Source organism: Dechloromonas sp. H13, from assembly GCF_009469615.1.
Taxonomy (GTDB): Bacteria; Pseudomonadota; Gammaproteobacteria; order Burkholderiales; family Rhodocyclaceae; genus Azonexus.
The window spans coordinates 14,185-30,804 of the sequence record NZ_SSXX01000011.1; the positions used below are offsets into that span (position 1 = coordinate 14,185).

Sequence of the window (16,620 nt, forward strand, 5' to 3'; positions counted from 1 at the left end):
TGCTTTCTGCAAACAATTCATAACTTACAGTTTATACAGGATTTTTCAAGGCCATGCAGATACGGAACCAGGCATTGTTGCGGTCGACCGCCTATTTGGGCGGAAAATGGGTCGCCGCCGATAACGGCGCGACGCTGGCGGTACGCGACCCGGCGAACGGCGCCACACTCGCTGCGGTGGCAAACTGCGGCGCTGCCGAGACCCAACGCGCCATCGCCGCGGCCGACGCGGCCCTGCCGGGCTGGCGGGCGCAGACTGCCAAGCAGCGGGCGCAGGTGCTGCAGCGCTGGTTCGCGTTGATCAACGCCAACGCCGACGACCTGGCGCAACTGATCACCGCTGAGGGCGGCAAGCCGCTGGCCGAGGCGAAGGGCGAGGTCGCCTACGGCGCGTCCTTCGTCGAGTGGTTCGCCGAGGAGGGCAAACGCGCCTACGGCGAAACGATTCCGGCCACCGCTGCCGACAAGCGGATCGTCGTCGTCAAGCAGGCGATCGGCGTCTGCGCCGCGATCACGCCGTGGAATTTCCCGCTCGCCATGATCACGCGCAAGGTTGCCCCGGCGCTGGCGGCGGGCTGCACCGTCGTCGTCAAGCCGGCCGAGCAGACGCCGCTGACCGCGCTGGCGCTGGCCGCGCTGGCCGAGGAAGCCGGTTTTCCGGCCGGCGTCATCAACGTGCTGACCGGCGACCCGGTGGCCATCGGCGGCGAGCTGACGGCCAGCCCGGTGGTGCGCAAGCTGTCCTTCACCGGCTCGACCGAAATCGGGCGGCTACTGATGGCGCAGTCGGCACCGACGATCAAGAAGCTGTCGCTGGAACTCGGCGGCAACGCGCCGTTCATCGTCTTCGACGACGCCGACGTGGATGCCGCGGTCAACGGCGCGCTGATCGCCAAATACCGCAACACCGGCCAGACCTGCGTGTGCGCCAACCGCATCCTGGTGCAGGCCGGCGTCTACGAGGAGTTCGCCCGCAAGCTGGCGGCGCGCGCCGGCGCGATGAAGGTCGGCGCCGGCACCGAGGAGGACGTCGCGCAGGGGCCGTTGATCGACGATTCGGCGCTGGCCAAGGTCGAGGCGCACGTCGCCGACGCGCGGGCCAGGGGCGCCCGCGTGCTGTGCGGCGGCGCCCGCCACGCGCGCGGCGGCAATTTCTACCAGCCGACGGTACTCGCCGACGTGACGTCCGACATGAAGGTGGCGCGCGAGGAAACCTTCGGCCCGGTGGCGCCGCTCTTCCGCTTCACGACCGAGGCCGAGGCGGTGGCGATGGCCAACGACACCGAGTTCGGCCTCGCCGCCTACTTCTATTCGCGCGACGTGGCCCGCTGCTGGCGCGTCGGCGAAGCACTCGAATACGGCATGGTCGGCGTCAATACCGGCCTCATCTCGAACGAGGTGGCGCCCTTTGGCGGCGTCAAGCAGTCCGGCATCGGCCGCGAGGGATCGAAGTACGGGATCGAGGACTACCTCGAGATCAAGTACCTCTGCTTCGACGTGAACGGATGATCAAGGTCATCCTGCCGCTGGCGCTCGCCCTGCTGCTGTGGCTGGTCTGGCGGCAGTGGGCGGCGCGGCGGCGGGTGGCGTTCATCGACCGCTACCCGTTCGCCGAAACGCTCGACCGGCGGCTCGCCGCCCGCCGGCCGGAACTGACGGCGGCCCAGCGCGGCGAAGTCTTCGCCGGCCTGCGCGACTACTTCCACCTCTGCCGCAGCGCCGGCCGCCGCCTGGTGGCGATGCCGTCGCAGGCGGTCGACGATGCCTGGCACGAATTCATCCTGTTCACTCGCCAGTACGACCGCTTCTGCCGCCACGCCTTCGGGCGCTTCCTGCACCATACGCCGGCCGAGGCGATGGCGTCGCCGACCGCCGCTTCCGACGGCATTCGGCGCGCCTGGCGGCTGGCCTGCGCGCGCGAACGGATCGACCCGAAAAAGCCCGACCGCCTGCCGCGCCTGTTCGCGCTCGACGCGGCGCTGCTGATCGCCGGCGGCTTCGTCTACCAGCTCGACTGCCTAGCGGCCGGTGCGACGGGCACCGGCTACTGCGCGAGCCATATCGGCTGCAGCAGCGGCTGCGCGGGCGACTCCGGCAGCGCCGACGGTGACGGGGGTGGCGATGGCGGCGGCGGAGGCTGTGGCGGCGACTGAGCGCCGCGCCTACTTGTGATAGACGCGGCTGCTACCGGAACCGCCGTGGCCGGAATTGGCGACGTTGTCGAAGAGGTTCCAGCCCTGGTGCTGGGCGTAGCCGAAGAGCAGCAGCGCCAGCACGCCGGTCGCCAGGTTGAACTTTCCGAACATCAGTCGTCTCCGTCCGAAGAATCGCTGCTCGCCGGCGCGTGGTCGCTCTCGGACCAGCGCGCCGCCTCGAAAGCGGCATGGCGCAGGCGCGTGAAGAACGGGAACACCGCCAGGAACAGCATGACCATCACGAAATTGGACCAGCCGGCGGCGCCGCTCGACACCTCGATGACGTCGCGTACCGGCACCGGCTTTTCCGGCGCGAGCTCGGGGTCGACCGTCAGGTAGTAGGTGCCGGGGGGAATGTCGAGGAAGACGACCTCGTCGTCGCGGCTGCCTTCCGACCAGCTTTCGCCGCCGTCGCTGCCGTAGTAGTAGGCCAGTTCGCGGGTGGTCGGCCAGGCCTGGCCGGTGGCCTTGTTGACCAGCATCAGGTCGAGGCCGATCCAGTTGTTGTCGAGCGAGGTGGTGTTGCGCACGGTGATCTTGCGCGGCTTGCCGCGTACCTCGAAGTCGCGGCTGACCACCGTCTCTTCGGCCATTTGCCGCGAGAAGACGAAATCCTGGCGCAGCAGGGTACGGCCGCCGCCGATGAAGGCGAAGAAGACCTGCAGCAGGACGGCAGCCAGCGCCAGCTTCCAGAACAGGCGGCAGACGCGGCGATGCGTCTCTTCCCACGGGTTGGGCTGGTTGGCGTAGACGCCGACCGGCGCGATCATGCGCCCCATGAGCTGGAAGGCTTCGGCGATCGTGTCGGGCGCGACGTAGGTGCCGAGCGACCAGTTGAGGTCGTTGCTCGTCGATTCGCGCGACAGCATCAGCGGCGGCGCCACGTAGTCGAGCACGCTGCAGGTTTCGCCGCGCCGCACGCGCCAGGTGAATTCGCCGGCGACCTGGATCACCTCGGCGACCGGCGTCGTCGAAAAATGCCTGAACGCCTGGCCGCCGTAATTCACGTTGTCGAGTTCGATGATGCCGCTGGTCGTCGGCGGGTTCGACAGCACGTCGACGACGTTCCAGTGGCCGTTGTATTCGGTGAGCCAGCGGTAGGTGCCGTTCTCGCCGGCGAGCAGGTATTCGCGCCAGTCGTAAGCGATGCCTTCCACCTTCGTCTGGCGGACGAGAAAGCCGATGACCTCGACCGGCTTGCCTTCCAGCACGCCCTTGCTGCCGAGGGCCAGGCGCGGCGTGTATTTCTCGTCGCGCAGGCCGGCCGCCTGCGACAACAGCTTGTAGTTTCGGTCAGCGGGGTCGACCACCGCCCCGCAACTCGCACAACCGACCGCCAGGATTTCCCTGGAGCGCGCCTGCAGCGGCGCCCCGCAACTCGGGCAGCGGAAGACCTGCGCCTCGACGGTCGCCGTCGGGACCGCCATGCCCGCGCGCAGGTTGCTCATCTTCAGCGACGCGAAGGCCACCGGCTCGCCGACGAAGAGCAGCGGCGGCGTTTCGGAATAATCGAGGGTCGCGAAACTGGCACCCGAATTCGCCCCGCTTCGCAGGTCGACCGCAGCGACCGGGTAGCCGGCGCCGACCTTGAACGGCAACTCGCCCTGGCCGGCGACGCACTCGGCGTTCTCGATGTTGCTGACCGTCCACGCCCGGCTGGCGAGCACGAAACGCTGGCCGATCTTCAGGTCGGCGAATGGCGGCAGCGCCTCGTCGACCTGGCGGGCGAAGGTGAGCACGTACTCGCCGCCGGCTTCCGACAGCCAGCCGGTGCGCATGTCGTCGAACAGCAGGTGCCACTCGTTCCAGTAGCCCTGGCTGTACTTGATCTGGATGCGCCCGATCAGGGCGAAATGGACGCCCTTGTAGCTGCCTTCGGCGCCCAGCTGCAGCGGCGAACGGTCCTCGACCAGCGCCGCCATCTTGCCGATGTCTTCCAGCGCCTGGTCGTGGCGGACCAGCGTGCTCTGGCAGTATTCGCAGACGGCGAAGATCGACCCCGCCGACTTGAAGACGACCGGCGCGCCGCAGGAAGGACAGGAGGCAGTCAGCGCCACTTGGTCGCGGTCAACTCAGTTTCTTGAGCAATTCCGCTTTCTTGGCGTCGAACTCGGCTTGGCTGAGGATGCCCTTCTCGACCAGCCCATGTAGTTTTTCCAGCGTCGCCACGACCTCGTCGGCGCTGACCGGAGCCGCCGCAGCGGGCGCCGCGCCGGTAGCCGGCTGCATGGCCGACGCCATCGCCTGCCCCATGACCTGTCCGAAGCCAACGCCGGCGCCGAGGCCGACACCCATGCCGGCCATGCCGCCCTCGTTCTTCGCCGCCTCGGGAATGGCATTGGCGACCTGGTACTGCGTGAAGCGACCCATGTCGCCGATCATGTTCATGCCGATCTTCTGGTCGAGCACCTTCTGCAGCTCTTCCGGCAGCGAAACGTTCTGCACCACCAGCGAATCGAGCGTCAGGCCGAAATCGGCGAAGGTCGGCGCCATTTTGGCAAACATCGCCTTGCCGAACTCATCCTGGTTGGCCGCCATGTCGATGAAGGGCACGCCGGATTCGCCGAACAGGTCGGTCAGCCCGGCGACCATGGTGTTGCGCAGCTGGCCCTCGAGCTCCTCGCGGGTATAGGCGTCGCGGGTGCCGGAAATCTTCTGGTAGAAGGTCTTGGCGTCGCTCAGGTGGTACGAGTAGATGCCGAAGGCGCGCAGGCGGACGATGCCGAATTCCTTGTCGCGGATGGTGATCGGGTTCGGCGTACCCCACTTCTGGTCGAGCTGGGTGCGCGTCGAGAAGAAGTAGAGGTCGGACTTGAAGGGCGACTCGAACAGCTTGTCCCAGTTCTTCAGGTAGGTCAGGACCGGCAGCGTCTGCGTCGTCAGCTTGTACATGCCGGGCTGAAAGACGTCGGCCACTGTGCCTTCGTTGACGAACAGCGCGACCTGCGATTCGCGCACGGTCAGGTTGGCGCCGTTCTGGATTTCCATTTCCTGCATCGGGAAACGCCAGGCCAGCGTGCCGTCGCCGGACTCGGTCCATTGCAGGATGTCGATGAATTGTTTCTTGATGAAGTCCATCAGGGCCATGATTTGCCTCCTAAAAGATCAGACGATGCAGCCGGCGTTGAGGATGCCGACGCCGATCGCCAGCGATGCGAGGAAAATCCCCGAGGCCAGCTTGCCCTGGGGAATGCTTTCGTTGAGCTGCGGCAGCGCGAGCCGCGCCGCAATGAAAGTAAGCAGCTGGACGACCGAGGCGACCAGCCCCCAGCCGATCATCGCGTACAGGTTGTGGCTGACCGCCACCGCCACCGCGATCGGCAGCGCGAAGCCGAGTACCGCCCCGCCGAGGCTGACCGCCGCCGCGGTGTTGCCCTGGCGGATCAGCGTCAGCTCGTTGTACGGCGTGACGCGGACGTAGATGGCGAGGAAGACCAGCAGCAGGACGACGGCGGTCGCGAAGAAGCTGGCGAAGGCTGGCAGATTGTTGATGACCGGATCAAACATGGCCCCTCCCGGAAACTGTCGAATTGGCGGCCATTGTCGCCGCTAAGCCGGCAATCTTCAACCGCCGGTTTTGCCGGCGGCATACCCGGCCGGCGCGTCGGCGGCGAGCCGTGCCAGGCCCTCCAGCACCAGGTTGCCAACCAGGCTGTGCGGCACGCCGAGATGCTCGCCGATGGCCGCGGCGGCGCCGCCGGACAGCAGGCAGACGGCTTCGCCACCGAGCCGTGCGCGGGCGCGCTCGATGGCGCCGGCCTGGGCCTCGATGCAGCCGCTGGTGATGGCGTCGTCGGTGCTGCGCGGATACGCCGCATAGCGGCCGGCGGCCAGCGGCAACGCCGCCGTGTCGCGCGCCAGCGCACGGCGCATCAGGTCGAGGCCGGGCAGGATCAGGCCGCCGAGGAAACGGCCGTCGCCGTCCAGCGTGTCGATGGTCGTCGCCGTGCCGGCCATGACGACGACGCATGGCGCGCTGGTCGCGGCTCGGGCGCCGATCAGCGCGCACCAGCGATCGACGCCGAGGCGAGACGGGTTTTCATAGAGACTGGTGACGCCGCCGGCCGCCGCCGTCGCCGTCACTTCCTGCAGCACCGGCCGCCACGGCGCCAGCGCGTCGACGATCGCCGTCCGCGCCGCGTCGCCGGCGACATTGGCCAGCAGCACGCTTTCCGGCATCGGCAGGCGGCGCGGCAGATCGGCCATTTTGGCACTTTCGGCATGGTCGACCGCAGCCGTCTCGATCCAGCCACCGGCGTCGTGCAACCCCCACTTGATGCGGCTGTTGCCGCTGTCGATGCAGAGGATCATGCGCGGCGCAGCGAAACGTCGCCGGACAGGAAGCGCTTGATGCAGACCGGCGTTTCGACCAGCAGCGCGCCGTCCGTATCGGCGCCGAGACAGATGCCTTCGCCGTCCACGACGCCGTCCTGCAGCAGGCGCACCGGCTGGTTCTGCCAGGCGTGGCGGCGCTGCCAGGCCGATTGCAGGGCGGCGAAACCGCCGCCCTCGAAGCGGTCGAGCGCCCCGGCCAGCGCCCCCAGCAGGGCGGCAAGCAGGTCGTGGCGGTCGGGCAGCGCCGGCAGGTCGTCGGCGAGGCCGGCCGCCGGCTGCGGCAGGTCGCCGGCCGGCGCGCGCAGGTTGATGCCGATGCCGATCACCGCCTGCGTACCGCGCCGGTCCGAGGCGAGTTCGACCAGGATGCCGGCCAGCTTGGCGTAGTCGCCGCCTTGTTCGAGCAGGACGTCGTTCGGCCACTTCAGGCGCACGCGGCGGGCGCCCAGCCCTTCCAGCGCCTCGCTGACCGCGACGCCGACGGCCAGCGAGAGGCCGGCCAGTTGCGTCGCCGGGCCGGTGAAGCGCCACAGACAGGAGAAGGTCAGGCTGTCGCCCGGCGCCGACAGCCATTGCCGGCCGCGGCGGCCGCGCCCGGCGTGCTGGCGGTCGGCGACGACGACGGTGCCTGCCGGCGCGCCGCGCTCGGCGCGGCGCAGCAGTTCGCTGCTGGTGGAATCGCATTCGGCCAGCGCGTCGACGTCGAAACGCCCGGCCAGCGCGCCCAGCCGGATTTTCAGTAAAGCGGGGTCGATCAGTGTCATGCCGCGGATTCTACTCCGCCGCCGACTCCCTGCCGCCGTCGATGCCGAGTTCGGCGATCTTGCGCGTGATCGTGTTGCGCCCGATGCCCAGCGCCTGCGCCGCCTCAATGCGGCGGCCACCGGTGCGCGCCAGCGCACGAGAGATCAGGATGCGCTCGAAGATCTGCGACAGGCGTCCGTGGACGTCATCGACGCCGGCCGCCAGCAGGCGGTCGACCTCGCCTTCGAGCCCGCTTTCCCAGTCGGTGGCCAGCGCCGTCGGCGCCGCGTCGCGCAACTCGGTCGGCAGGTCGCCAATTTCGACCTGCTGGCCCGGCGCCATCACCGTCAACCAGTGGCAGAGGTTTTCCAGCTGACGCACGTTGCCCTGGAAGTCGAGCCCGCTCAGGTACTTGATCGCGGCGTCCGACAGGCGCTTGGCCTCGACGCCGAGCTCGCGGGCGCTCTTCTGCAGGAAATGGCGGGTCAGCAGCGGAATATCCTCGCGCCGCTCGCGCAGGGCCGGCAGGCGGATGCGGATGACGTTGAGGCGATGAAAGAGGTCTTCGCGGAACAGGCCTTCCTTGACCCGCGCTTCGAGATTCTGGTGCGTAGCGGCGATGACGCGGACGTTGGCCTTGATCGGCGAATGGCCGCCGACCCGGTAATAGTGCCCGTCCGACAGCACGCGCAACAGGCGCGTCTGCAGCTCGGACGGCATGTCGCCGATCTCGTCGAGGAACAGCGTGCCACCCTCGGCCTGCTCGAAGCGGCCGCGGCGCTGCGTCTGGGCGCCGGTGAAGGCGCCGCGCTCGTGGCCAAACAGTTCGGACTCGAGCAGGTCCCGGGGAATCGCCGCGGTGTTGATGGCGATGAAGGGCTTGTCGGCGCGCGGACTGTGGCGGTGCAGGGCGCGCGCCACCAGTTCCTTGCCGCTGCCGGATTCGCCGTTGATCAGCACGGTGGCGTGCGAGAGCGCGAGGCGGCCGATGGCGCGGAAGACTTCCTGCATCGCCGGCGCCTGGCCGAGAATCTCCGGAACCAGGCCTTCTTCCTCGCTTGCACCACTCTGGTGCATAGATTCGTCGACCGCCCGGCGGATCAGCTCGACCGCCTGATCGACATCGAAGGGCTTGGGCAGGTATTCGAAGGCGCCCCCCTGGAAGGCGGCAACGGCGCTTTCCAGGTCGGAATAGGCGGTCATGATGATGACCGGTACCGTCGGAAAGCGGGTTTTGACCTCCTGCAGCAGATCCAGGCCCGACTGGCCGGGCATCCGGATGTCGGACATCAGCACCTGCGGCGGCTCGGCGCCCTGTTCGAGCTGCGAGATGGCCTCGGTGGCCGAGGCGAAGCTCTTGAACGGAATGCCCTCGCGGGACAGGGTCTTCTCCAGCACCCAGCGGATAGAACGGTCGTCATCGACGATCCAGACCGGTTTCATGGCGATTTTGCTCATCTTGTCATTGGCAACGGACATGACACAAGCAAGACTCAGGCCTGCTCAACCGGCAGGCGGATGGTGAAGATCGTTTGTCCGGGCTGGCTGGAACAGTCGATGGTGCCGTGATGATGCTGGACGAAATTCTGGGCGATCGTCAGGCCGAGGCCGCTGCCGCCCTCGCGCCCGGAAACCAGCGGATAGAACATGCGTTCGCGCACGATTTCCGGAATCCCCGGGCCGTTGTCGACGACCTTGATTTCCAGCGCCAGGCGATAGCGCTTCTTGGCCAGCGTGACCTGGCGCAGGACGCGCGTGCGCAGCACGATCTCGCCCTCGCCATGCATCGCCTGCGCCGCGTTGCGTGCAACGTTGAGGAGGGCCTGGATGAGCTGCTCGCGATCGCCCACCATTTCCGGCAGGCTGGTATCGTAGTCGCGGCGCATCGACAGCGAGCCGGGAAACTCGGCGGTCAGCAGGCTGCGCACACGCTCGAGGATTTCGTGGATGTTGACCGTGGTCGGCAGCATCGCCCGGTGCGGCGTCAGCAGGCGCTGCATCAGGTCCTGCAGGCGGTCGGCTTCCTTGATGATGACCTGGGTGTACTCCTTGAGCGACGGATTGCTCAGTTCGTGCTCGAGCAGTTGCGCGGCGCCGCGGATGCCACCGAGCGGATTCTTGATCTCGTGCGCCAGGTTGCGGATCAGCTCGCGGCTCGCCTTCTGCTGTTCGATCAGCCGTTCCTCGCGGGTCGCCGCCAGCTGCTGCTCGATCGGCTGCAGTTCGAGGAGCAGGCGCACCCCTGCCGCCAGCTCCGGACGCAACGGCGTCACCGTGCAGTTGATGTGCAGCACTTCGCCATCGCCGCGCTTGAGCTCGATGTTCTGGCCGGTATAGCCCCAGTTGTTGTTCAGGGCGTTGTCGAGCGCCCCCTGCAGGGTCGCCGAGCAGGTGCAGATCGTTCCCAGCGGCTTGCCGGTGACCGAACGCAGGCTGACGGCGAGCAGGTTTTCGCCCGAGGGATTGACGTAGCGCACCACCAGCCCCTCGTCGAGCAGGAGGACGGTCGAAGCGAGAAAATCCAGCCCGTTGAAGGCCGACAGCGCACTGATCATGGCCGCCATTGTAACGACTCCCCGAGTGCGCCGTGGCATCTATTGCGTTACTGACCGATCGTTCATTATCATTGCCGCATTACCCTTCGGTACCCGCCATGCCCGCCCACCCGTTCGTTTCGTTCGCCCTTGCCGGCTGCCTCGCCATCGCCCTGGGCGCCTGCGACCGCGGCGAGGCTCCGGCGCCGGCCGCGCCGACGGTCCTGGTGCAGGCCGCCGGCAGCGGCGATGGCGGCAAGACCGTCTATACCGGCGAAGTCCGGGCGCGCCACGAAGTCGACCTGGCCTTCCGCGTCGGCGGCAAGATCGCCGCCCGCCTCGTCGACAGCGGCATGGCGGTCAAGGCCGGACAGCCGCTGGCCCGCCTCGACCCGGCCGACCTCCAATTATCCCGGCAGGCGGCAGCCGCCCAGGTGGCCGCCGCCGAAAGCGAATACACGACGGCTGCCAGCGAGCGCGAGCGTTACGCCGGGCTGCTCGAAAAGCGCTTCGTTAGCCAGGCCGCCTTCGACGCCAAGGAAAACGCCTATCGCAGCGCCCGCGCGCGCCTCGAGCAAGCGCGCGCGCAGGGCCAGATCAGCGGCAACCAGGCCGCCTACGGAACGCTCGCCGCCGAAACCGACGGCGTGATCACCGCCGTGCTGGCCGACGCCGGCCAGGTGGTCGGCGCCGGCCAGCCGGTCTTCCGCCTGGCGCGTCCGGAAGAGAAGGAAGTGGCGATCGCCGTCCCCGAGAGCCGCCTGGCCGACCTGAAGGCGGCGAAGGACATTGCGGTCAACCTGTGGGCCCGGCCGGATTCCCTGCTCCGGGGCGAAGTGCGCGAACTGGCGGCGGCCGCCGACCCGGCGACCCGCACCTACGCGGCGCGCATCCGCATCGTCGACCCGCCGCCGACGGTCGAACTCGGCATGACGGCGCGCGTCATCCTCGGCACCGGCACCGCCGCCCCCATCGTCGTGCCGCTCACGGCGATCGTCGACAGCGGCACGGGGCCGGAGGTCTGGGTCGTCCAGGACGGCAAGGCGGTTCCGCGCGCCGTCGCGGTGCAGGGCTTCCGCGAGGACGGCGGCATCGTCGCCGGCGGCCTGCAGGCCGGCGAGATGGTCATCCTCAGCGGCCAGCGCCGCCTGAGCGCCGGCCAGGCGGTGCAGGCGCAGCCGGCGCCACCGCCCGACCGGCAGCGCTGAGCCGTGAGCCAGCGTTTCAACCTGTCCGACTGGACGCTGCATCACCGCACGCTGGTCGGCTTCTTCCTGTTCATCGTCGCGCTGATGGGGATCTTCGCCTACGGCCGCCTGAGCCAGGCCGAAGATCCGCCGTTCACCTTCAAGCTGATGGTGATCCGCAGCTACTGGCCGGGCGCCACCGCCGTCCAGGTCGCGGAACAGCTGACCGACAAGATCGAGAAGAAGCTGCAGGAGACACCGTACATCGACCGCGTGCAAAGCTTCTCGCGGCCCGGCGAATCGACGGTGATGTTCTTCGCAAAGGACAGCACGCCGCCGGCGATGGTGCCCGAGATCTTCTACCAGGTGCGCAAGAAGATCGGCGATATTCGCCACACCCTGCCGGCCGGCATCCAGGGCCCCTATTTCAACGACGAATTCGGCGACGTTTTCGGCAGTATTTACGCGTTGACCGCGAACGACCTCGCCTACCCGCAGCTGAAAGACATCGCCGAGCGCCTGCGCGACGACCTGTTGCGCATTCCCGGTGTCGGCAAGGTGGAAATCTTCGGCATCCAGGACGAGAAGATCTACGTGGAGCTGTCGAACGCCAAGCTGGCGACCCTCGGCGTCGACCAGGCGACCATCGTCCAGGCGCTGAGCCAGCAGAACGCGGTCGCCGGCGCCGGCTTCTTCGAAACCACCAGCGAGCGCATCCAGATTCGCCCGAGCGGCGCCTTCGACACCGTGCAGGCGGTGGCCGACACCCTGATCCGCAGCGGCAACCGCAGCTTCCGCCTCGGCGACATCGCGACCGTGCGGCGCGGCCTCAGCGACCCGCCGGCCCCCGAAGTGCGCTACGGTGGCAATCGGGCGCTGGCCATCGGCATCTCGATGGCGCCCGGCGGCGACATCATCCAGCTCGGCAAGGCCCTGCAGGCGCACATGGCGAAGGCCCGCGAGCATCTGCCGCTCGGCGTCGAGATCGGCCAGGCGGCCAGCCAGCCGGAAGCCGTCAAGCGTTCGGTCGCCGCCTTCGTGCAGGCGCTCGCCGAGGCGGTCTTCGTCGTCCTGCTGGTCACCTTCATCAGCCTCGGCCTGCGCACCGGCATGGTCGTCGCCCTCTCGATCCCGCTGGTGCTGGCGGCGACCTTCCTCGCCATGTACCTGCTCAACGTCGGCCTGCACAAGGTCTCGCTCGGCGCGCTGGTGCTCGCCCTCGGCCTGCTGGTCGACGACGCCATCATCGCCGTCGAGATGATGTGGGTGAAGATGGAGCAGGGCTGGGAGCGCACGCGCGCCGCCTCCTTCGCCTACACCAGCACCGCCGGACCTATGCTGTCGGGCACGCTGGTCACCGTCGCCGGCTTCATCCCGATCGCCATCGCCAAGTCGTCGACCGGTGAATACGCATTCGCCTTCTTCCAGATCAACGCCATCGCCCTGCTCATCTCCTGGCTGGCGGCGGTCGTGGCGATTCCCTGGCTCGGCTACAAGCTGCTGCCCGACCCGCGCGCGCCGAAGCAGCCCGGCCTGCTCGCCCGCCGCTGGCCGGCCCTGGCGCAGCGCCTGGACAAACTGGGCCTCGGTGGACTGACGCATGGCGAGGACCACGACGTCTACGGCACGGCGTTCTACAACCGTTTCCGTCGGGTCGTCGCGCTCTGCGTCCGGCGGCGCTGGCTGGTCATCGGCGTCACGCTTCTGCTCTTCGGGCTGGCCATCGTCGGCATGAGCAAGGTACAGAAGCAGTTCTTTCCAAATTCGACGCGCCTCGAACTCAACGTCGAGCTGCGCCTGCCGGAAGGCGCCTCGCTGCCCGCCATCGACGCCGCGACCCGCAGGCTCGAGGACTGGCTGGCCCGCGACCAGGCGGAATTCGACCAGTTCGAGCACTACACCGCCTACGTCGGCACCGGCGCGCCGCGCTATTACCTCGGTCTCGACCAGCAGCTGCCAGCCAGCAACGTCGCCCAGGTCGTCATCGTCACGCGCAGCGTCGAAGCCCGCGAGGCCTTGCGCGGTCGACTGATCAAATTGTTCGAAAACGAGGTTTCGGGCATCCGCGGCAACATCAGCCGCATCGAGAACGGACCACCGGTCGGCTACCCGGTCCAGTACCGCGTCTCCGGCGAAGACATCGCGACCTTGCGGCGCATCGCCGGCGACGTCGCCACCGCCATGCGCGGCAACCCGGCGCTGTCGAACGTCAATTTCGACTGGAGCGAGCTGTCGAAGGCAGTACAGATCGAGATCGACCAGGACAAGGCGCGCCTGCTCGGCGTTTCCGGCCAGGAACTGGCGGCGCTGCTCAACATGTCGCTCAACGGCTACACGGTGACCAGCTACCGCGAGGGCCAGAAGACCATCGACGTCGTGCTGCGCGGCGACGCCCAGGAACGCGCCCGGCTGTCGGCCCTGCCGGATCTCGCGGTGCCGACGAAGAGCGGCCGGAGCGTGCCGCTCAACCAGATCGCCCGCCTTAATTACGCCTTCGAGCCGGGGCTGGTCTGGCGCCGCGACCGCCTGCCGACGATCACCGTGCGCGGCAACCTCTACGGCCCGACACAGCCGGCCACCATCGTCGCCGAACTGCAGCCGCAGATCGACCGCATCGTCGCCGAACTGCCGGCCGGTTACCGAATCGTCACCGGCGGCTCGGTCGAGGAATCAGCCAAGGGCTCCAATTCGGTGATGGCCGGCCTCCCGATTTTCGTGCTGGCCGTCGTCGCCGTCCTGATGATCCAGCTGCAGAACCTCTCGCGCGTCGTCATGGTGCTGCTGACGGCGCCGCTCGGGATCATCGGCATCGCGCTGTTCCTGCTGCTCTTCAACAAGCCGTTCGGCTTCATGGCGCTGCTCGGGACGATCGCGCTGTTCGGCATGATCATGCGCAATTCGGTGATCCTGGTCGACCAGATCGAGCAGGACATGGCGGCCGGCAAGCCGCGGCGCGAGGCGATCATCGAATCGACGGTGCGCCGTTTTCGCCCCATCGTCCTGACGGCTGCCGCCGCCGTGCTCGCCATGGTGCCGCTGTCGCGCAACGACTTCTTCGGACCGATGGCGGTCGCCATCATGGGCGGCCTGATCGTCGCCACGGCACTGACCCTGCTCTTCCTGCCGGCGCTCTATGCCGCCTGGTACAAGGTCAGGCCTGATGGCGCCTGAGCCACGCCGGCGCTATAGGTAGCGCTGCCAGCCAGAGCCGCCGCGAGCGCCTCTGATCAGCGCAGGCCGGAAAGTTCCTTCTGGATGGCGACGATGTTGCGCTCGTGCTGCGCGACGCGGTCGCGATAGGGCTGCGCACGGTCGAGCGCCGACGCCGAGCCCTCCGAGGAGCGCACGCGCTGCTGCTCGGCCAGTTCGCGCTGGGCCTGGTCGAGGCTGCGCTGTTCGGCCACCAGTTCCTGCTCGAGGATGCGCTTGCGGTCGGTATCGCGCGATTTCTGGGTGTCCTCGGGAACCCGCGGGAAACCGGCCGGGGTCGGATTGGCCGCGGCGCCGCCCGGCTTGGCCCGGGGCGCCGGCAGCGTCGAATCCGGGCTGCTGACCACGGCCTTGCAGCTCTTGTCGACGCGTGTATTCGAGATCAGCATGCCGCCGTTCGCGTCCGTACAGCGATAGATGGTCTGCGCCGCGGCCGGCATGGCAAACGCGGCGAGCAGGAAGGCGAGCGTACTGCGTGTCATCGTCATGGTTCCTCTTAACCGTCCAAGTTTAACGGACTTAACGGCCCATGCCGCAATCGGTGGACAAAAAAAGGGCGGGGTAAAAACCCGCCCTTTCCGTGTGCTACCCGCTGGATCGCAGGAGTAGTACAGATCAATCGATTTAATTAGCGTGGTTATTAGGAATCGACCAAGTAATGCGATTCGTAGCTACTCAATTGGCTACTTATTTACGTAACCCTTGATTGATTCCTGCCATTCTTCTATGCCTTAAATTGCACCAATACAGTGCAAATTGATTCCAACTTGGTGCATCAACAAAGCAAAGGCCCCACCTTTCAGCAGGGCCAATGAACAAACAAAGTCAGCATTACTTACCGTTTGTTTTGCTTCCCACGATCGCTCGGATAATTCCGAGAATAGGAACACCGACAAGTGCAATACTAACTGACCAGTGGGCGCCAATGCTAGCCGCATAGACCGCGCCGGCAATCGATGAGACTGAAATTGCCAAACCGATGTAATGGCCTCGCCGAGTATCATCAGCCAAGGCGTTAAGGTGGGCTTTTTCGTACGCAATTCGATGCGCCTGCTCGTCTTCGACCATCTTCATGATGCGTTCAGCACCATTTGGTATTATTTGATCGAAATTCGCCAGAGCCTCAGGAGGCGGTAACGGCCCTTGCCACTGTGCCGAGAGAATCTGGCGGGGGTTTTGATTAGGCTGCTTTACGTTCGACCTTGCCATGCTCACGCTCCATCACCCTTTTGAAGTCTTCGCCAACACGGCAAGCAGAACGCCGCATCCGCTCTAGGTCAGAGCCTTGAAGTGATGGATATTGAGGCGCAGAGTACACTGTTCCAGGCGCTGCTAGCCCGGCCAGTATCCCCGCAAAAATGGCGTCTCTCTTGTTCATAGTTTGAATTGTGCAGTGCAAACAAGCGATTTGACAAGACCAATCTTGTAACGGTTTCGCTAATTAGCAGACATCAAGCCTAGCTATTCTTCAGCACATCCCGGTTGATCTTCTCCCCGGGCACCAGGGAGCCGCAGCAGGGGCATGGCTCTTTCTGAGCCTTCACCTTCTCCCTGGCCAATGCCGTGTAAAGCGTCGTGGGCGCCAATCCAAATCGCTTAGCCACCGCATACACGCTGTCATCTTGATGTTCGGCCAGAAAGGCCAATGCGTCCTGTGTCTTGCTCATGTAGTGCCTTCCGTGTTGTTACACGAATATAGCGTATGCCAAGCTTAATTACTACTTGACACTACATCTACACGTAACTATAGTAATAACACAGCAGCAACAAACGCTCTTTCAACAAACCGAAATCATCAAGCGCGAGTATCGGCAACTGGCCGGATTGACGGGACTGCAGCCCCGACATCGCACAGTGCGCCTGAACGGCGACCAGGCTGCCGCGAGTGCCTGGCCGGTTGGGTAATGCCGTTATGGGAACAGGCCAGCAGGACCGAGTACCAGATTCCGACGACAACCGGAAATGCGAACGCCCCAGGGACGGCAATCCTTGGGGCGCTCTAACCAAAACTGACTTACAGGAGTCAATCATGGCTGTTCAACATTCTACCGCTGCCGCCGCTGCCCTCACCCAGAAGCAGATCGTGCGCACCGTCGACAAGCTCGCCGCCCTCAAGGCACAAATCGCCAATCTTGAACTGGAGGCCGACAACCTCGCCGACCTGCTCAAGCTGCAGGGCGAAGGCGTCTATTTTGGCAATCTGCACAAGTTCATGGTCGCCACCGTCATTGGCCAGCGCCTCGATACTAGGCTGGCGCAAACCTTCCTGACGCCGGCACAACTGGCCGAGTGAATCGCCCCGGCATTACTAGACACTCTGTAGCCGGTTGAAATACTGGTTTTCGAACTCTACCGGAGAAACGTCGTTTGCATAACCGTGACGACGTTTCGGGTTGTAGAACATCTCGATGTAGTC

At 66.3% G+C, this 16,620-nt stretch carries 17 protein-coding genes; 5 read left to right on the forward strand and 12 right to left on the reverse strand.

What is annotated here, in order from left to right; genetic code table 11:
- Positions 1–53: 53 nt before the first annotated feature.
- Together GH660_RS17375 and GH660_RS17380 are read left to right on the forward strand one after the other, a co-directional pair.
- A complete protein-coding gene (locus GH660_RS17375) occupies positions 54–1,508 on the forward strand; it encodes an NAD-dependent succinate-semialdehyde dehydrogenase (protein ID WP_153148027.1) in 1,455 nt (484 codons plus the stop codon).
- Positions 1,505–2,152: a hypothetical protein gene (locus GH660_RS17380; RefSeq protein WP_153148028.1), complete on the forward strand. Its 648-nt coding sequence runs from the start codon at positions 1,505–1,507 to the stop codon at positions 2,150–2,152. Before GH660_RS17375 ends, GH660_RS17380 begins: the two co-directional genes overlap by 4 nt.
- Positions 2,153–2,161: 9 nt before the next feature.
- On the opposite strand, the gene GH660_RS17385 is transcribed toward GH660_RS17380, so the two are convergent.
- From GH660_RS17385 to glnL, 8 genes are read right to left on the reverse strand one after another with little or no spacing between them, the layout of a single operon-like run.
- Complete coding sequence (locus tag GH660_RS17385; protein WP_153148029.1) at positions 2,162–2,305, reverse strand: hypothetical protein; 144 nt, start codon at positions 2,303–2,305, stop codon at positions 2,162–2,164.
- Positions 2,305–4,251 (reverse strand): DUF4178 domain-containing protein, encoded by a 1,947-nt coding sequence (locus GH660_RS17390; protein WP_153148030.1) that lies wholly within the window; start codon positions 4,249–4,251, stop codon positions 2,305–2,307. Before GH660_RS17390 ends, GH660_RS17385 begins: the two co-directional genes overlap by 1 nt.
- Positions 4,252–4,261: 10 nt before the next feature.
- Entirely contained in the window at positions 4,262–5,281 is a 1,020-nt protein-coding gene (locus GH660_RS17395; RefSeq protein WP_153148031.1) for an SPFH domain-containing protein, read from the reverse strand.
- Positions 5,282–5,299: 18 nt separating this feature from the next.
- Positions 5,300–5,701 carry a DUF350 domain-containing protein gene (locus GH660_RS17400; RefSeq protein ID WP_153148032.1) on the reverse strand — a complete coding sequence of 134 codons (402 nt, stop codon included), beginning with the start codon at positions 5,699–5,701 and terminating at the stop codon, positions 5,300–5,302.
- Between the two features lie 57 nt (positions 5,702–5,758).
- Complete coding sequence (locus GH660_RS17405; RefSeq protein WP_153148033.1) at positions 5,759–6,505, reverse strand: type III pantothenate kinase; 747 nt, start codon at positions 6,503–6,505, stop codon at positions 5,759–5,761.
- Positions 6,502–7,293, reverse strand: a complete 792-nt coding sequence (locus GH660_RS17410; protein WP_153148034.1) for a biotin--[acetyl-CoA-carboxylase] ligase — start codon at positions 7,291–7,293, stop codon at positions 6,502–6,504. Before GH660_RS17410 ends, GH660_RS17405 begins: the two co-directional genes overlap by 4 nt.
- A 10-nt stretch (positions 7,294–7,303) precedes the next feature.
- Positions 7,304–8,716: a nitrogen regulation protein NR(I) gene (gene ntrC / locus GH660_RS17415; protein ID WP_153148035.1), complete on the reverse strand. Its 1,413-nt coding sequence runs from the start codon at positions 8,714–8,716 to the stop codon at positions 7,304–7,306.
- A gap of 50 nt (positions 8,717–8,766) precedes the next feature.
- Entirely contained in the window at positions 8,767–9,837 is a 1,071-nt protein-coding gene (gene glnL / locus GH660_RS17420) for a nitrogen regulation protein NR(II) (protein ID WP_153148036.1), read from the reverse strand.
- Between the two features lie 89 nt (positions 9,838–9,926).
- Between glnL and GH660_RS17425 the strand changes: the two genes are divergently transcribed.
- On the forward strand, positions 9,927–11,015 hold the full coding sequence (locus GH660_RS17425; RefSeq protein ID WP_153148037.1) for an efflux RND transporter periplasmic adaptor subunit: 1,089 nt from the start codon (positions 9,927–9,929) through the stop codon (positions 11,013–11,015).
- Positions 11,016–11,018: 3 nt separating this feature from the next.
- Positions 11,019–14,165, forward strand: coding sequence for an efflux RND transporter permease subunit (locus tag GH660_RS17430; RefSeq protein WP_153148038.1), 3,147 nt, complete (start codon positions 11,019–11,021; stop codon positions 14,163–14,165).
- Between the two features lie 56 nt (positions 14,166–14,221).
- On the opposite strand, the gene GH660_RS17435 is transcribed toward GH660_RS17430, so the two are convergent.
- The 3 genes from GH660_RS17435 to GH660_RS17445 all read right to left on the reverse strand — a co-directional run bounded on the left by GH660_RS17435 (position 14,222) and on the right by GH660_RS17445 (position 15,871).
- Complete coding sequence (locus GH660_RS17435) at positions 14,222–14,686, reverse strand: DUF4124 domain-containing protein (RefSeq protein ID WP_153148039.1); 465 nt, start codon at positions 14,684–14,686, stop codon at positions 14,222–14,224.
- Between the two features lie 349 nt (positions 14,687–15,035).
- Positions 15,036–15,413: a DUF2335 domain-containing protein gene (locus GH660_RS17440; protein ID WP_153148040.1), complete on the reverse strand. Its 378-nt coding sequence runs from the start codon at positions 15,411–15,413 to the stop codon at positions 15,036–15,038.
- A 248-nt stretch (positions 15,414–15,661) separates the two neighbouring features.
- A complete protein-coding gene (locus GH660_RS17445) occupies positions 15,662–15,871 on the reverse strand; it encodes a hypothetical protein (protein WP_153148041.1) in 210 nt (69 codons plus the stop codon).
- A gap of 362 nt (positions 15,872–16,233) precedes the next feature.
- Between GH660_RS17445 and GH660_RS17450 the strand changes: the two genes are divergently transcribed.
- Positions 16,234–16,497 (forward strand): hypothetical protein, encoded by a 264-nt coding sequence (locus tag GH660_RS17450; protein ID WP_153148042.1) that lies wholly within the window; start codon positions 16,234–16,236, stop codon positions 16,495–16,497.
- Between the two features lie 15 nt (positions 16,498–16,512).
- Here the strand turns inward: GH660_RS17450 and GH660_RS17455 are convergent.
- A partial coding sequence (locus tag GH660_RS17455) for an IS3 family transposase (protein WP_153146564.1) occupies positions 16,513–16,620 on the reverse strand: 108 nt, incomplete at its 5' end.

Excerpts from the sequence above, each read along its gene's own strand:
- glnL (WP_153148036.1), bottom strand. The coding sequence starts at position 9,837 with ATGGCGGCCATGATCAGTGCGCTGTCGGCCTTCAACGGGCTGGATTTT.
- GH660_RS17375 (WP_153148027.1), top strand. The coding sequence starts at position 54 with ATGCAGATACGGAACCAGGCATTGTTGCGGTCGACCGCCTATTTGGGC.
- GH660_RS17380 (WP_153148028.1), top strand. The coding sequence starts at position 1,505 with ATGATCAAGGTCATCCTGCCGCTGGCGCTCGCCCTGCTGCTGTGGCTG.
- GH660_RS17395 (WP_153148031.1), bottom strand. The coding sequence starts at position 5,281 with ATGGCCCTGATGGACTTCATCAAGAAACAATTCATCGACATCCTGCAA.
- GH660_RS17425 (WP_153148037.1), top strand. The coding sequence starts at position 9,927 with ATGCCCGCCCACCCGTTCGTTTCGTTCGCCCTTGCCGGCTGCCTCGCC.
- GH660_RS17435 (WP_153148039.1), bottom strand. The coding sequence starts at position 14,686 with ATGACACGCAGTACGCTCGCCTTCCTGCTCGCCGCGTTTGCCATGCCG.
- GH660_RS17440 (WP_153148040.1), bottom strand. The coding sequence starts at position 15,413 with ATGGCAAGGTCGAACGTAAAGCAGCCTAATCAAAACCCCCGCCAGATT.
- GH660_RS17410 (WP_153148034.1), bottom strand. The coding sequence starts at position 7,293 with ATGACACTGATCGACCCCGCTTTACTGAAAATCCGGCTGGGCGCGCTG.
- GH660_RS17405 (WP_153148033.1), bottom strand. The coding sequence starts at position 6,505 with ATGATCCTCTGCATCGACAGCGGCAACAGCCGCATCAAGTGGGGGTTG.
- GH660_RS17445 (WP_153148041.1), bottom strand. The coding sequence starts at position 15,871 with ATGAGCAAGACACAGGACGCATTGGCCTTTCTGGCCGAACATCAAGAT.
- GH660_RS17400 (WP_153148032.1), bottom strand. The coding sequence starts at position 5,701 with ATGTTTGATCCGGTCATCAACAATCTGCCAGCCTTCGCCAGCTTCTTC.
- ntrC (WP_153148035.1), bottom strand. The coding sequence starts at position 8,716 with ATGAAACCGGTCTGGATCGTCGATGACGACCGTTCTATCCGCTGGGTG.
- GH660_RS17385 (WP_153148029.1), bottom strand. The coding sequence starts at position 2,305 with ATGTTCGGAAAGTTCAACCTGGCGACCGGCGTGCTGGCGCTGCTGCTC.
- GH660_RS17450 (WP_153148042.1), top strand. The coding sequence starts at position 16,234 with ATGGCTGTTCAACATTCTACCGCTGCCGCCGCTGCCCTCACCCAGAAG.